This window comes from Paenibacillus hexagrammi (assembly GCF_021513275.1).
In the GTDB taxonomy this organism is placed as follows: Bacteria; Bacillota; Bacilli; order Paenibacillales; family NBRC-103111; genus Paenibacillus_E; species Paenibacillus_E hexagrammi.
Genome location: NZ_CP090979.1, coordinates 15,368 through 28,626 on the forward strand (window position 1 = coordinate 15,368; position 13,259 = coordinate 28,626).

Here is a 13,259-nt window from a genome sequence, read left to right on the forward strand (position 1 = left end):
AGAATAGAAGAACGAGACAAGGTACTTATGCAGACGCTAAACGAACTGCTTGAGGCGAAGAAGAAGAAAAGATGGTGGAGGCGGATATTCGGATGACAGCCGATGTGTTTAATATCGCTAAGGAGATGCCGCGGTTTAGAACTAGGGCGGATGTGGAGGCGTACTTACCGAACATAAAAAACGAGCGCACACGAGCTTATGTCGAAGAAGTCAGCAGTTTGTTCAGTCACTACGAGGGACGGGAAGATCCGATTATGGAACGGTTGGGAATCGCTTCCCCGTCTGAAATGACAGTCCACTACGCACTAAAGGAGTATTTCAACGAACAAGGAATGTTTGCGTTCGTCTCTGAACGGTGGATTACGCCATTCGTCGAATGGATCGGACAGCGGAAGGTGCTAGAAGTTATGAGCGGTGCCGGCCACATTGCGTATGCCCTCCGTGAGCGAGGCGTAGATATTCGGGCTACCGATGATATGACATGGGCGGAACGGCGCGGTTGGGATCTACTTACGAAGGTTGAACGGTGGGACGCCGTGGCTGCCGTCGATGAGTTCGGACCCGACGTTGACATTGTATTGATGAGCTGGCCTTACATGGATGATACTGCATTCAACGTACTGGAACGGCTTCACAAGGTAAATCCGCTTGCCCTGGTCGTATACATTGGCGAGTGGGGAGGATGTACAGCCGACGAGTCGTTTTTCAAGCACTTCGGGGAAATAGAGGATGACGAAAAATTCAACGAGGCTGCTCGTAAGTATCAGCATTGGGCCGGCTTACATGATCGGCTGTACCTCGGGAGGTATCGGGAATGAGAGCGCTACGGACCGGTCTAAAGTATTATCTCATGGCTATGGGCGCAATTATGGTAGCTTCTATCTATGGCGTCGTGTCGGATTCTAGTGTGGTACGCCAAGTCGGCAGGTTATCGGTTATGGCGCTCTTGCTGTTTAATGCTTGTGTCCTAATGTACACGACAAAGAAATTTGCTCCTAACAGCCCTAGAGGGCGCATCCTCGGGTTCGCCGGCATAGCGCTTCAATTTGTATTAATGGCACTAATTTATCTGACGGGGAGGATGGTTGGATGATTTGGGGAATGACGCAAAGGGACGGATGGTTTTTCAGCGATAATCCAGACTTGAACTACTATCAGCAAGTCCGCGGAAACGTTGTGGCATACGTAGAGCGCATGGGATACTTTTACGTAACGAAGATGTATTACAAAGGTCAGATCGGGGCGTGTGAGCTGGAAGCGAGAATACAACGGGAGTATGGAGCTGAACAAGTATTTGAGATCGCCGAAATATGGCTTGAACGCTACCAAGACGGGGATCCAGGCAAGATAGAGGCGGACAAGTTCCACATCTGGAATGAGGCGTGGTCGGATGAGCGGAAGCACTGCTACCTACAGAATTATCCGAACTGGCGCGAGAACTACGCGGGGGAGGGCACCGTCAATGTCTAGGATCGCGGAGCTAGGGCGTATATTTAACGAGACCCTATCAGAGTTTGAGTCGCACTTCGGATTCAAGGCGGACTACACGCCAGAAAGTATTGAACTGCTTGAGGCGCGGCTGGACGAGCTATATCCGCAAGGAACTATGGCACGTAATGGAACGCTTCTCGGAGCTGGCTACTACATAGGAGAGGTTTTCATACGGAACATCGAGGGGGCCGTTTGGAACGAGGACATATACGGCGATAAGATGCCGTTCGCGGTTACGCTGACAATGCCCGAAGACAAGGTTCTCATGGTCGTGCCGCCAGAAATGGTGCAGGACTACATACGTCATCCCGGCAACTCGATTTCACGCTTGTTCCGGTATTACAAGGAGGTAGCCGCCGGCACCCGTCACATCGACGATAAGCTAATTGGAACGGGATATACGGTATATGGCGGAGAGGAGGCGGAAGGCCAATGAGCAAGTACGATGGAACAGAACCTAATCTCGGAGAACTAGTCGCACAGGACGTTGGGCTGTTAAAGCAGATTGCGGAAGCGCTAAGTTTGAAGTATCCATTTGGCAGCTATGAATGGCAACAGTTGAACGCCGTCTACCTTGAATGTGAAAACAGAGCGATGAGGTTGAGGGCTGAATATATGTTCGGATTCGCGAGAAGTGACAAATAGGCGAGAGGGCCACGTAGCCCCCCCCCTCGCTTTTTCCTTATTCAAGGGAGTTTTCGTATTCGCATTTTTCTTTAAATATAAAACCGTGTACAGATTCCCACTGGTGGGCTTGCAGGAAATCATCGAAAGTGGTGCCTGTGGCGAGACAATCTTTTTCGAATTGTCGGTACAGACGTTCGAATGTAGAGCGGTCAATGTCGGGAGACGGGTATTGCCACGCGGAGTCATTTTTAGCAATGCTCGGCAACCAACGTTGGCTACGTGTATAGTAAAGTTTATTAATTAACATTTGTTGCCTACAAATCTTGTTTCGCAATTTCTTCTTGTTCCTATTCTCTTGCTCGACGACCAGCGAGAGTAGCTGGCTCCAAGTCATATAGGGATTGAAGTTGATCCAATAACCGTTTTTATCCCCGTCCGAATTTACTCCCATAATTATCAACTCCCGTCAACGCGCCACTATGTCGCATTCAGTTTACATTTACGACGTTTAGGGTGCCGAAAATCTAGCTTTCATATTCTATGTAAAGAGTGGGCTAGTGCCCACCCAATTCCTATAGTACCCGACGAGCTGTGATATAGTGGCTAGTCCACCATGACGTATTCATGGAGCCGATCTTGACGCCGCCTTCTCCGTAGGTGTGAATCATCATACCATTACCGATATAGATGCCCACATGACCGATTTTACTTACACCGGTTTTATTTACCGTTGCTCTCGTAGAGAAGAACACCAAGTCGCCAGGCTTGAGATTGCTCTTGCTGACCGCGTATCCTTCTTGCGATTGCTGACGGGAATCCCTCGGGAGACTTACGCCAAAATGCTTAAATACTGTCTGGACGAATAGGGAACAATCAAAATATCCAGAACCGGCCTTGGCGCCATATTTGTAAGGAACACCCAAGAACGTCTTACCATACGCGATGATTTCGCTTGCTTTAGCCGAAGTCTGCACGTTAGATGCGCTACCGCTCACCGATACGTAGTTACTGCTGACGTAACCTTCGTGGCCATTGTACGATACCTTGTACCAGTATTTGTTTGGCGATGAGATTACTTGCAGATCCGCGCCGGCTTTAATATATCCATACGTGGTTGACCCGGTATTCGGAGCTGAACGGAAGTTAACCGTTTTGTTTACGTGAGCTGTTTCTGCCGCAAAAGATACCCCACTGAATAGAGAAGCACCTAGGATGACGGCGGACAATAGGGCAGTTAATTGCTTTTTCATTCATCGCTTCCTCCTAGCGTTTTATTTGTTGATGATGCGGCGGATCGTGACGATCTTGCTCGTGAAGTCGCTCAAATCCTTGATGTTGATTCCGTTACCGCTCGGATTTGTGTGAACGATCTTTCCGTCGCCAATATAGATTTGAACGTGGTCGATACCATTTGGCGTAGAACGGCTGCTAGTCACATCTAGCGCGATCAGATCGCCTTTGCGGATGTCCGTGAGGGCTACTTCCGTGCCTTGCTTCGCCTGGTTGTAGCTCGTCCTTGGCAGAGTGTACCCGTGAACCTTATAGCAATATTGAGTTAGGGCGCTACAGTCGAAGGAGCCACCGATTACGTTTCCGTCAGCGTCCAGTTTCGGATTGCCTCCGAACACATACGGATATAGCGTTTGGCCGCTCTCCATGTGAGCGTTATACAACGCCGTAGCCGTAGAGATAATCGCATCGGCATCTTGCTCCCAAGCAGGCGTCGTCAGTACGTAGACTTGATGCTTGAGATCATCGATCTGCTTGGATTGCGTATCGACCAGAGTCTTTAGCGCGGCGGAAGCTGTTACAGCGGATTGAGTCTGTGCTTGAGCATCGTTGAGCTGCATTTGCATATCGGCTACTTTCGTACTGAGTGCCGTAATAGACTTGCTGTTATCGAGTAGCAACGTAGCGGCTTGAAATAACGGACTGTCCTTGTCGATTGTAATAACAAGCTCTTGATCCATTTCTGAAATCACTCCTTAGATAGAATAAAAACCGCCCGATCCGAAGTAGAAGGGGCGGTTTGGGTATTACTCGGCTCTTGTGGATTCAGTCACGGCTTCGACGGGCTTCACGGTTTTAACGTGAGTCATCACGATACCGCCAACAGTGAACAGCGCGGCCACAAGGTTTGTTACTGCGTCTACTTCTCCCTCAGTGATCTCAATACCGACCATGCTTAGAATCAGCTTGAGCGCACCGATCAGGGAAAGAACCAACGTCAGATAGTTACGTTGCATTTGCTTCTCACCTCCTTTACGTATAGTTCATCGATAGGGAAGGGCAAGCCGTCCGTTATCCGAACAATTTGTATCTATCCAAGATGGCTAGGATGCGGTAGAACGTCTCGTCACCGGTCGGATCGTCGAGCTTGCCGGCGCCGATCAGCTTCGCCAGAGTCGGTTGAATGTAGCTGGGAGCCGCGAGGAACTTCTCAAGCTGCTTTACATCGGACCAGTTGTGAGAAACAATATCTCCGTCTGAGATCCGCTTAACGTATGAGTGCGACCACTTCACGGCTTCGGCCGCCGCCTCTGCTTGCGTGTAGAAGTCACTCAGCTTGTTTCCGTATTGGTACACGGAGAACTGCGGAGTCTTCGGCTTAACGTCAGCCATGAGCGCATCAAGCGAAACCGCCACGTTCATGTCCACGTTTCCCGAGATCCCGTTAATGGTTCCTTTCTCGCCGTACTGCCATACCGTCCAAGCCGTCCAACCGCCAGTATTCGGAGGCGCCGAGATCGACGCGGCGTAGTTAGCGATCCACAACGGCATGTCCTTAAAGGCGTTGTCAAAACCTCCGTACATATCGGAGAACCAGTTGCCGGTGTACAGCATCACTTTGCGACCAGTCTGCGCCTGAACGTAATCGACGAATGTCTTCACAAACGCGATCATGTTTGCCTTTGTGCATTTGCTAGGATCTATAGGACTCTCAAGATCCAGTACTGGCATTAGGTCGTATTGAACCGTAGCCAATTGAGAGACAAACGTCTTCGCTTCACTTAGCGCTTGTCCGTTTTCAGGACGGGCGAAATGGTATGCACCGGCTTTGATCCCGACCGCACGAGCGCCGTTCAAGTTGACCGCAAACTTCGGATCTTTGTACGTTACGCCCTCGGACGCCTTTACAAAAACGAACTGAACGCCATCGGCTTTAACCTTGTTCCAGTCGATTGCCGCACCGTCAGAGTTGTGGTGGGATACGTCAATGCCCTTGATAGTGCTTGCTGGTCTTGTCTGCATGATATTGACCCCCTAGTAGATTAGTTGTTGGCGCCGTAAAGCGAGATTGCCACGGCTGCGATCGCGATTCCGACTTGGACCCAGTTTGGTAGAAGCTGTTTGTTAGCTTGCTTCTCGTCGTGAATGTCCGCGATGTCTTGTTGCAGAGCGATAATTTTCTCGTCTCGGCTCCGTAGCATTTCACTGATTTCGGCGCGAGGCACATATGTCGATTGCCACGCATCCAATTTCGTATCCATGCGGAGTAGGGCATTCTTGATCTCGTGTAACTGCGAGTCGAAAGAATTGATTTGCGCCTCTAGCGCGGCCAGGCGTTCTGCTTCGTTCCCCATACGTTAGCTCCTTTCTGCAAATTAAAAGAGCCGTCCGATTTGGACGACTCCTTTGTGCTTGTGCGATCAAGCTACATATTCTTCATCGGTGATTAGCCGGTACTCGTCCGCCGTGATCCAACCTGCCGAAACGAAATACTTAACGTCATCTTTCGAGTAAAAACCCATATCGTAATATTCCTTGATGTACTGGTACATCGCATTCAGCTCCCTTATTTTAGATTGTTTTTTGCGAGAACCAGTAGAACCTTGGCAATTTGAGCCTGTAGGTCTACGGCTTTCTTTTCGGCGTTACGTGCTCGTGTCTCGGGAACGATAGGCTCCTCATAGTTGGCGTTGGCGTAAAATCCCTTGCTTGGATCGTAGCAATGAGTGAATGTCTTTACATTGCCAGGAACGGAGTCCACATCGTAGAACTTAAACGTATTAGCATAGTTAAAGTAGATTGTAGTGTCGGTTTGTTTACCTCCTTCTTGCGTATCCTCTAGCTTCGATGAGATTTCTACGATTTCGTTGTCTTGTCCCACGACTAATTTCATTTCATTCAACCCCCGTTAAGTTAGTTATTAGGCTGGATCAGTGACGATTGTCCCGTCCATCCATAAATCGGTTGGAGAGATAGCTCGGCCGGCGTACTGGCGACCGTTGGTGTACGTATTATACGTCCCTTGAACGAGCGATCCGTCCATGGATCGTAGAAATATTTCTGACCGACTACTAGATTCGAATGTGCCGTAGACACCCCTACGAATAGAACCTCTCCCGATGCTTGCAAGATTCCCCAAGGGCGCCCCTTGCTCCAAGAACCTAGTCTCTGAACGGATAAGACTGTTACGGAAGAAGACCCTGAGCTTGCCGCCCCAAAAACAAACCTATAACCGCTCGGACCGATGATCGGAACTGTGGTTTGCGTACCTGGCGCGTACATAGCAATGCTTCCTCCTGTAGCCGAAAATTGCACGGCAGAGTTGGACTGGATCACGAACGATAAGTCAGGCAGGAGCTTCACGCGCATGAGTTGCGTGTAAGTACCTACGTTAGAAGATACTCCGCTCGGGAGGTTCAGCCGAACCAACATGGAACCGTCGGGCAGTAATTCGCCTAACTCAGAGATGGAGGTTCCGTTACTCGTATCCGTAAGATACGTCAGGTTGTTATCCGCAATAATAGATGATCCGCTAATTACGAATGATGCCATGAAAACTCGATAGGTGTACGGAGTCCCACCGTTATGCCCCCAAGCATAGCCATATAATGTACGGCGTGATCCTCCCATGTTAAATACATTTGATAGGTACGAATAGTTAGTAACCATGCCAGCGTTAGGCGCCAGGAACGTAACGGCACCCATAGATACCGTGTTGTATGTGATATTGATTATTACTGACCAGTAGCTTCCGCCAGAAATCCACACGTGCAATACTTGGTTAGCGTTTAGGACCTCGTAGTAGTCGCCTTGCCGGTTGGTGAATCTGGTGTAGTTTAAAGCGTCCGACGCCGACGCATTAGTTAAGGCAACGGGGAATCCTACGGAAAAGTTGTTTCCCGATCGGGTTACTCCCAAGACTTTAGCGGCAGCCCTAATTAGAATTTGTTGCCCGCTAACTAGCTGTGCGCCCAAGTCGTATCCGTAAACGTTAGCGCCGTATGAAAGCACGGTAGTAGGGGAGCCGACAGACACGGTTGTTCCAGATACCGTAACGTTCGTTACTTTGACCGCACCAGTAACGTAATCAGCGAAGACTGCAACAGCGGAATCGTTGTCCATAGCTACCAGACTAGAGCCGTAAGCCGATGAGGATTGGAGCGTCACAATACTGCCTACCGTAGCGGTTAGCGACGATGGATCGACCGCAAAAGCCGTCAAAGTAGGGTACTGGTTCGTAGTGTTCTGCATAATTAAATAGGTGTTGCTTGTACCTAAGCGGACACAACCTCCACTGTAGGTAACTGATCCAGATTGCCCGAGATATGATGTGCTACCGAACGTGATACTATTGTCGGCGTTGATTCTGAAAATTCTTGTGTAGATATAGTAGGGTGAACTGCCCGACTGAAAAAATGAGACGAAAACCGTTGGATCAGACGTAGGCAGGATTTGCGAGTATTTCCCGATGCTGACGTAGTTATTATTCGTAAGGGTTACTAGGGCTTGATCCGTGCAATCCCAACCCCTCAAAGGCATGTCAGCGATAGAGCCGTCATCTAGCATTTGGACTACCTTGCCTACGGTTCCAGACCCCCCGTACAGCTTCTTGTACGTAGAGACTCCGCCACCTCCGCCGCCTTCTTCGGCGGCAATTAATGAAAATGCGTTACTCATGCTTTACCTCCTAGGAGACTGTTTTTGTTGTGGATGTGATCTTACCGCTAAGGTTGCGGTTAATCGTTGTTGTGATCGTGTTTCCGCCAAGAACCTCAGTAATCGAAGTGATCTGACCGAGTGTGTTCCGCGCGACCGTCGTTGTGGAGACGATAATCGATCCGTCCTTTTCTTCGACTTTCTGGACTTTACCCGTAGCATCCCGAGTCACAACGATTGATCTCGTATCAACTTCGGCGATAACGCCCTTGATCGTAGAGACGGACTGGTTACTCGGCTTTCCGATCATGGCGTAGTTTGGTAGGCGCGTAAGCTCAAGCCACTCAAGCACAGTTTCACAAGCTCCGGTGCCCGTGCTTCCGTAGTTAGCGATAAGCACCAAGTCAAAATACTTCGCTTCTGGATCAAACTTCGAAGGATCGCCAGTTGACGTAGTGTTGTATCCTGAGATTGTCCCTTCGAATACCTTTGATGTGCCGGCCGTAAGCGGATACCCTGACGCGCCAAAGTAGTTGTATGAATTTGCTTGATCCGTAGCGATTCCGACGTAACTGCCGTCCAATGACTCAGCCCCAATGTAGATAACTCCGTTTCCGCTCTTTTTGGTGAACTTGGCGCGGACTACATACGTGCTTTCTGGATCAACAGGCATACGCACCCTGAGCTTTGTCCACTGACCGCCTGCCGAGATTCCAGAGAACAACATGCCGCGATCACTGGCGCTATAGGCGATGGAGCCACCGGCTAGAACCTGACCGTAACCTAACGCCGACCAATCGTTATTCCCTAGCACAAAACTATCCGTGATGTGGTCGAATCGCTTCTCAAGCTCGGGAGCCAACTTACCCAACGTAATAGCACCCGGAGCAATGCCCGTTTGCGTGATCTGCGGACCGTCTCCGTTGACTCCCGTGTGGCCGTGTCCAGTTGTTCCGTCAAACTTCGGCGCTACTCCTGCGCTAACAGAGGAGCTTACCGTAGAATCAACGTAACCTTTGTTGGCTGCGTCGTTTGTTCCGACGGGATTACCGCCCAAAGTCAGCGTCGTACCAGTCGTGTTTACGGTAGGCACAGCTGCAGCTAGGATAGCAGCGTCAGCAATCGAATCATCATAAGTCAAATTAGGCGTCGTGAGGGTAGCGATTAAATGCTGTGTTGCATCCGCCGCACCAACCTTCGTCCGGTAGATCCGCAATGCGACCGCTGTAGCCGGCCAAGACGTAGGTAGACCGCTCAGTGTTACGATTTGATTCCCTGCCGTAGTGGTAGCCGTGATAGTGGGGCTGCCTTCCGTCTCTCCACCGAAAATGAACGTGTTATCGGATTTCTTGTACCCAACAACGTAGGTCAGTTTATATCTGTAGGTTCCGACCCCGAGTCCAGATCCGTTTTTGCCGTAGCCGTAGGCAGAGTGGTAGGGGGAGCGATAGGGGGAGCAAGTACGAAACTACCCATATCTGCGGAACCATTAAGTGTGTCGATGATCTGGTTCAAGTCGGAAGCCAATGGAGCTTGTGACGCACCAGGGGTTACTTTTTGTAAATTAGACAAGCTCGTTACCTCCAATCATCATTAGTTGCCGACGATGCCTACTTGACCAACGATAGACATGATATAGCCGGCTTGCTTAACTGCGTTGATTCCTGCGTGGAACCAAAGATTTCCCGACCCGTCAACCCAACCCATTTCCGTGTATGTGCCGCTGGGATCGATAGACGCATAAGTGAGTGCGAACAGAACATTATAAGAAGACACGACTTGAATCGTCTGACACGCTCTTTCTAGCGAAGGGATCGGATTCCACAGCGCCGTATCAGCGGAGGAAACACGCCCCGTTCCCGTACCTACCTGGATCCTCGTTGGCGGAGGAACAGCTCCAACCTGACCGCTGACGTTCGATACTCCCGACATCCAACTTGCGAATGCTGTACGCATGAAATTCGTAACGACAGCGAAGCTGTTAGATGTATCCGCAATCATGTAAACCATCCACTGAATAGTCAGTGTTTGCGATGCGGATTTGTATTGATCAATCGCTACGTGCGCCCATAGGTTGCCGTTAGCATCGAATAAACCAAGCTCGTTATAATAGCCCTCTGGATCTGACATTTGATAAGCCAGATTGTATTGAGCGTAATACGCTTGTGTAACCATAATCTGATCACAGGACTTACGTGTGCCGGTCATTTCGCTCCATAGAGCTGTGTCCGTAGCAAGCGGACCGGTGACACCGTATGGGGGAGTACCGTTTCCAGCCGCGATAACGGTAGGAGGAAGGACGGCGCCAGTTCCCGTATTAGGCGATCCAGACAGCCATTTAGCCAGAGATTTTTTGGCGTAGTTCGTGATCTTGTTGTATACCTTCTTGGACTCGACTGATCCATCGGCGTTTGTGACCGTGACTTCGACGATCCCAACGAGGCTGTAGCCGTTATTCATTACTTCAAACACCTCCGTATCCCCAATACCAATTTGCTTTTGCCAGTACCGAGTCAGTTGCCGGGTTTAAGTTACCGTCAAAGCCGATCTTGTACACGGTTTGCAAATCAATCGGGAATGGTTTATTAGCTTGATAAGCGGCCAAGATTTCCGCATCCGATCTGGCTACCCGAGAGATACGAACCTCATCGAATAGCGTACTGATACGCTGCTGTGACGTTCCCGACCCCAAGTTCATTACCGATCCCAATGTCGTAGGAAGCACGAAATCAGTCGTGGAAGCCAGTCTCACTCCGTCAATGAAAAGAGCGATTTCCTTACTGCTCCACGTAACGGTAAATAGGTGCCATCCATCGGGTGTATATGAATCCGAAACGCTAATGTACGTTTTATTTTGGTACTGGTCGTATACTCCCCAACGCCAGTGAGCGGAGTCCGCCGAGTGGTATAGCATGAATCCGTAATCTCCCGATGCTTCCGAAACGTTAAAGACACGATTTAACTCGCCATCTTGACGCTTGGCTGCGTAATTGACGTAAACCCAAACCTCGACCGTTCCTTGTTCTGCTTTAGCAGGGAAGGGGAGAGTTACTTTTTCATTGTTTCGAGCGCCAGGGACGAACGTAGTCATGTACGGCTTAACTTCCAATTGGGGGTTACGCACAATGATGTAGTCGCCGGCCTTTACTGTAGGAAGACCCGTCGTAGGAACGACAACAGCGTTAACGTTGTGGTGCCATACTGCGGTATGCTTAACAGTCTTCCAGTACCTATTACCGACGGAGTTTGTCATCGCCCCGAATCCCCCACAACCAGGAACAAGATCGGGATTAGAGCGGTCAACAATTTCCAAGCTCATCGTACAAGACGTATTGGAGGCTACGGATAATTCCCCGAATTTGCCTACGTAGGTAGCGGATGTTTGCTGCTGGCTCACCGGAGCATCTACCAGAGCCGTTACCTTGAACGTGTACGGAGCTATGCGTTCGGTCTTCCATTGCGCCGTGTCAACGTTTGTTACGTCATCGTAGGTAGCCCGATTAGTTGTACCTTCTTCAATCATGATTGCTTGACCGAATTTTCCTGCCTCATACCGCGGTACGCCCGAAGCTACTTGAGATAAATCCTGCTTTACGGCGATAGTCGCCCGAACGAAATCTACTGGATCTGTGGTCGGAGTGTGGTATCCGCCCCAAGTGAGCGTATCTGGATTCGTCACAGTCGGCATTGCCGTGGCGGTAAACGTGACTGACTCGCTCAAATTTGAATACAGCTTTTCTAGCGCGATCTTGGTAGATACAAACGAAGTCAGCAGGCCCGTATCATGCGGTGCATCAAAAAACTGGATCAGCGTATTTTCATAAGTGTTGTCGTCGTCCTCATTCGGCCGGTCGTACAAAGACTTTAGAATCTGAATTAATACCGTGTCATCGCGCATGACTCGCCTCCTTTACACGAGATACGGAACATCGGCGAACGATAGCGAATACTGGATCAGCAAGCCGTCGTCTTCCGTTGCCCTGACGATTTTCTTTTTTACTTGGCGTACATACATTTTCATAGCGATTCCGCCCATGCGCCGGTCCGATCTGATCGTGAAGAATTGTCCAGCTCTCCAACCTTGAGTAAAGCTGTTCATTGATCCCGTCATACTCGGGTAGGCGTATTTGTATAGAAGCTGATCGCCACGCTTGTTAGCCGCATCGATTGTGGATTGCGATAGGGCTTTCTCCGTAACGGCATACTCATAGCGACCGTCACCGTTACCATCCGCTATAGCAGCGGCGCCTTGCGCCTCGGGGTTTTCACGCATGATGATCGTCTCGGCCATGTAGTACATCGTCACTTCGATGACCGTGCCTGCGGGTGGAGCATAGTTGAGGCGGATTAGATTTTGCCAATAGTTAACGAACACTGATTCCATGTCCGTTACGTCCTGACCAGGTGTACCGTCAACCAAGTCTCGCTTGGCCGTCTTCTCAACGCCCCCGACTAGAACCTTGATGTCTCCATCGTAACGGCTCGGGCTGTAGCCTAGATTCCATTGCTGGGACATGCCGTCGGCACTGTAGCGCAATACGATCGGAGTCGCTACCCTTGATTTGAAGCCTTTCAAATAGATCCTCGTTTTTTTCTGCGAACCGTCCTCTTTTAGAACTAAATCTCCATAGTTGTCGATGTCATTGTCCGCATCCAGAACGTTGCTAGGCAGGGGAGAAGGGAACTGCTCAAGTGGGTAGAAGTGAACCTTTTTCTCATAATCGATGTACCAACCAAACTCGATCTGCTGTGCGATCCGCTTGATTGCGTCCGAAGGAGTAACATAGTTGAAAAAGTGCGGAGGCATAACGAAGCCAGGAAGAACATGCTCAGTCGTGAAGCCGGGGCAGAATTTCTCAACGATTTGTTTTACTACTTGATCACCCGGCATTTGCTCGTAATAACCCACGACTAGACGGCGATTAAACCAACGTTCATAAGATTGCGCCGATACTCTGTATTCCAGATCGACTCCGAGATCCACCTCGTCAAGCTGCGTGATAACACCGGCAAATTCACGTACACCGTTGTTTGTCCAAATGATTTCGTTGCCGTCCATCGGCCGCGGTAGCTCACCGCGTAAGATAACGGAAACCTTCATCGTATCGCTCGTCATGACGACGTTGTTATCTACTTCGATGCTTTCAAGATCGCAATATTCCGTGTAATCCACGCCACCAATCGTGATCTGCGTGTTAGCCGCCATTGGGCACCTCCGTACATATATGAATAAAAACGCCCGAAGCCGAAGCTCC

The 13,259-nt window shown here is 49.9% G+C and carries 19 protein-coding genes; 5 read left to right on the forward strand and 14 right to left on the reverse strand.

Annotation, left to right across the window (positions count from 1 at the left end; genetic code table 11):
* Positions 1-92: 92 nt before the first annotated feature.
* Genes L0M14_RS30435 through L0M14_RS30455 form a run of 5 tightly spaced genes read left to right on the forward strand, consistent with a single transcriptional unit; the run spans position 93 to position 2,136 of the window.
* Positions 93-818 (forward strand): response regulator, encoded by a 726-nt coding sequence (locus L0M14_RS30435; protein WP_235123159.1) that lies wholly within the window; start codon positions 93-95, stop codon positions 816-818.
* A complete protein-coding gene (locus L0M14_RS30440) occupies positions 815-1,093 on the forward strand; it encodes a hypothetical protein (protein WP_235123160.1) in 279 nt (92 codons plus the stop codon). Before L0M14_RS30435 ends, L0M14_RS30440 begins: the two co-directional genes overlap by 4 nt.
* The gene (locus L0M14_RS30445) at positions 1,090-1,470 is read left to right on the forward strand and encodes a hypothetical protein (protein WP_235123161.1); all 381 of its coding nucleotides are present in this window, start codon (positions 1,090-1,092) and stop codon (positions 1,468-1,470) included. Before L0M14_RS30440 ends, L0M14_RS30445 begins: the two co-directional genes overlap by 4 nt.
* Complete coding sequence (locus L0M14_RS30450; RefSeq protein WP_235123162.1) at positions 1,463-1,927, forward strand: hypothetical protein; 465 nt, start codon at positions 1,463-1,465, stop codon at positions 1,925-1,927. Before L0M14_RS30445 ends, L0M14_RS30450 begins: the two co-directional genes overlap by 8 nt.
* Positions 1,924-2,136 carry a hypothetical protein gene (locus L0M14_RS30455; RefSeq protein ID WP_235123163.1) on the forward strand — a complete coding sequence of 71 codons (213 nt, stop codon included), beginning with the start codon at positions 1,924-1,926 and terminating at the stop codon, positions 2,134-2,136. Before L0M14_RS30450 ends, L0M14_RS30455 begins: the two co-directional genes overlap by 4 nt.
* 37 nt (positions 2,137-2,173) lie before the next feature.
* On the opposite strand, the gene L0M14_RS30460 is transcribed toward L0M14_RS30455, so the two are convergent.
* The 14 genes from L0M14_RS30460 to L0M14_RS30525 all read right to left on the reverse strand — a co-directional run bounded on the left by L0M14_RS30460 (position 2,174) and on the right by L0M14_RS30525 (position 13,210).
* Positions 2,174-2,569 carry a hypothetical protein gene (locus tag L0M14_RS30460; RefSeq protein WP_235123164.1) on the reverse strand — a complete coding sequence of 132 codons (396 nt, stop codon included), beginning with the start codon at positions 2,567-2,569 and terminating at the stop codon, positions 2,174-2,176.
* A 121-nt stretch (positions 2,570-2,690) separates the two neighbouring features.
* On the reverse strand, positions 2,691-3,368 hold the full coding sequence (locus L0M14_RS30465; RefSeq protein ID WP_235123165.1) for a C40 family peptidase: 678 nt from the start codon (positions 3,366-3,368) through the stop codon (positions 2,691-2,693).
* A 21-nt stretch (positions 3,369-3,389) separates the two neighbouring features.
* Complete coding sequence (locus L0M14_RS30470; protein WP_235123166.1) at positions 3,390-4,088, reverse strand: C40 family peptidase; 699 nt, start codon at positions 4,086-4,088, stop codon at positions 3,390-3,392.
* A 66-nt stretch (positions 4,089-4,154) separates the two neighbouring features.
* Positions 4,155-4,364, reverse strand: a complete 210-nt coding sequence (locus L0M14_RS30475) for a hypothetical protein (RefSeq protein WP_235123167.1) — start codon at positions 4,362-4,364, stop codon at positions 4,155-4,157.
* Between the two features lie 55 nt (positions 4,365-4,419).
* Positions 4,420-5,370 (reverse strand): glycoside hydrolase family 25 protein, encoded by a 951-nt coding sequence (locus tag L0M14_RS30480; protein ID WP_235123168.1) that lies wholly within the window; start codon positions 5,368-5,370, stop codon positions 4,420-4,422.
* A gap of 20 nt (positions 5,371-5,390) precedes the next feature.
* Positions 5,391-5,702, reverse strand: coding sequence for a hypothetical protein (locus tag L0M14_RS30485; protein ID WP_235123169.1), 312 nt, complete (start codon positions 5,700-5,702; stop codon positions 5,391-5,393).
* 66 nt (positions 5,703-5,768) lie between these two features.
* The gene (locus tag L0M14_RS30490) at positions 5,769-5,900 is read right to left on the reverse strand and encodes an XkdX family protein (protein ID WP_235123170.1); all 132 of its coding nucleotides are present in this window, start codon (positions 5,898-5,900) and stop codon (positions 5,769-5,771) included.
* 14 nt (positions 5,901-5,914) lie between these two features.
* Entirely contained in the window at positions 5,915-6,241 is a 327-nt protein-coding gene (locus L0M14_RS30495; RefSeq protein ID WP_235123171.1) for a hypothetical protein, read from the reverse strand.
* Between the two features lie 20 nt (positions 6,242-6,261).
* Positions 6,262-8,025 carry a hypothetical protein gene (locus L0M14_RS30500; protein ID WP_235123172.1) on the reverse strand — a complete coding sequence of 588 codons (1,764 nt, stop codon included), beginning with the start codon at positions 8,023-8,025 and terminating at the stop codon, positions 6,262-6,264.
* Positions 8,026-8,035: 10 nt separating this feature from the next.
* On the reverse strand, positions 8,036-9,220 hold the full coding sequence (locus L0M14_RS30505; RefSeq protein WP_235123173.1) for a hypothetical protein: 1,185 nt from the start codon (positions 9,218-9,220) through the stop codon (positions 8,036-8,038).
* Between the two features lie 152 nt (positions 9,221-9,372).
* Positions 9,373-9,576 (reverse strand): hypothetical protein, encoded by a 204-nt coding sequence (locus L0M14_RS30510; protein WP_235123174.1) that lies wholly within the window; start codon positions 9,574-9,576, stop codon positions 9,373-9,375.
* 21 nt (positions 9,577-9,597) lie between these two features.
* Positions 9,598-10,464, reverse strand: a complete 867-nt coding sequence (locus tag L0M14_RS30515) for a hypothetical protein (RefSeq protein ID WP_235123175.1) — start codon at positions 10,462-10,464, stop codon at positions 9,598-9,600.
* Positions 10,465-10,468: 4 nt separating this feature from the next.
* The gene (locus L0M14_RS30520; RefSeq protein WP_235123176.1) at positions 10,469-11,902 is read right to left on the reverse strand and encodes a LamG domain-containing protein; all 1,434 of its coding nucleotides are present in this window, start codon (positions 11,900-11,902) and stop codon (positions 10,469-10,471) included.
* Between the two features lie 12 nt (positions 11,903-11,914).
* A complete protein-coding gene (locus L0M14_RS30525; RefSeq protein ID WP_235123177.1) occupies positions 11,915-13,210 on the reverse strand; it encodes a hypothetical protein in 1,296 nt (431 codons plus the stop codon).
* Positions 13,211-13,259 lie beyond the last annotated feature (49 nt).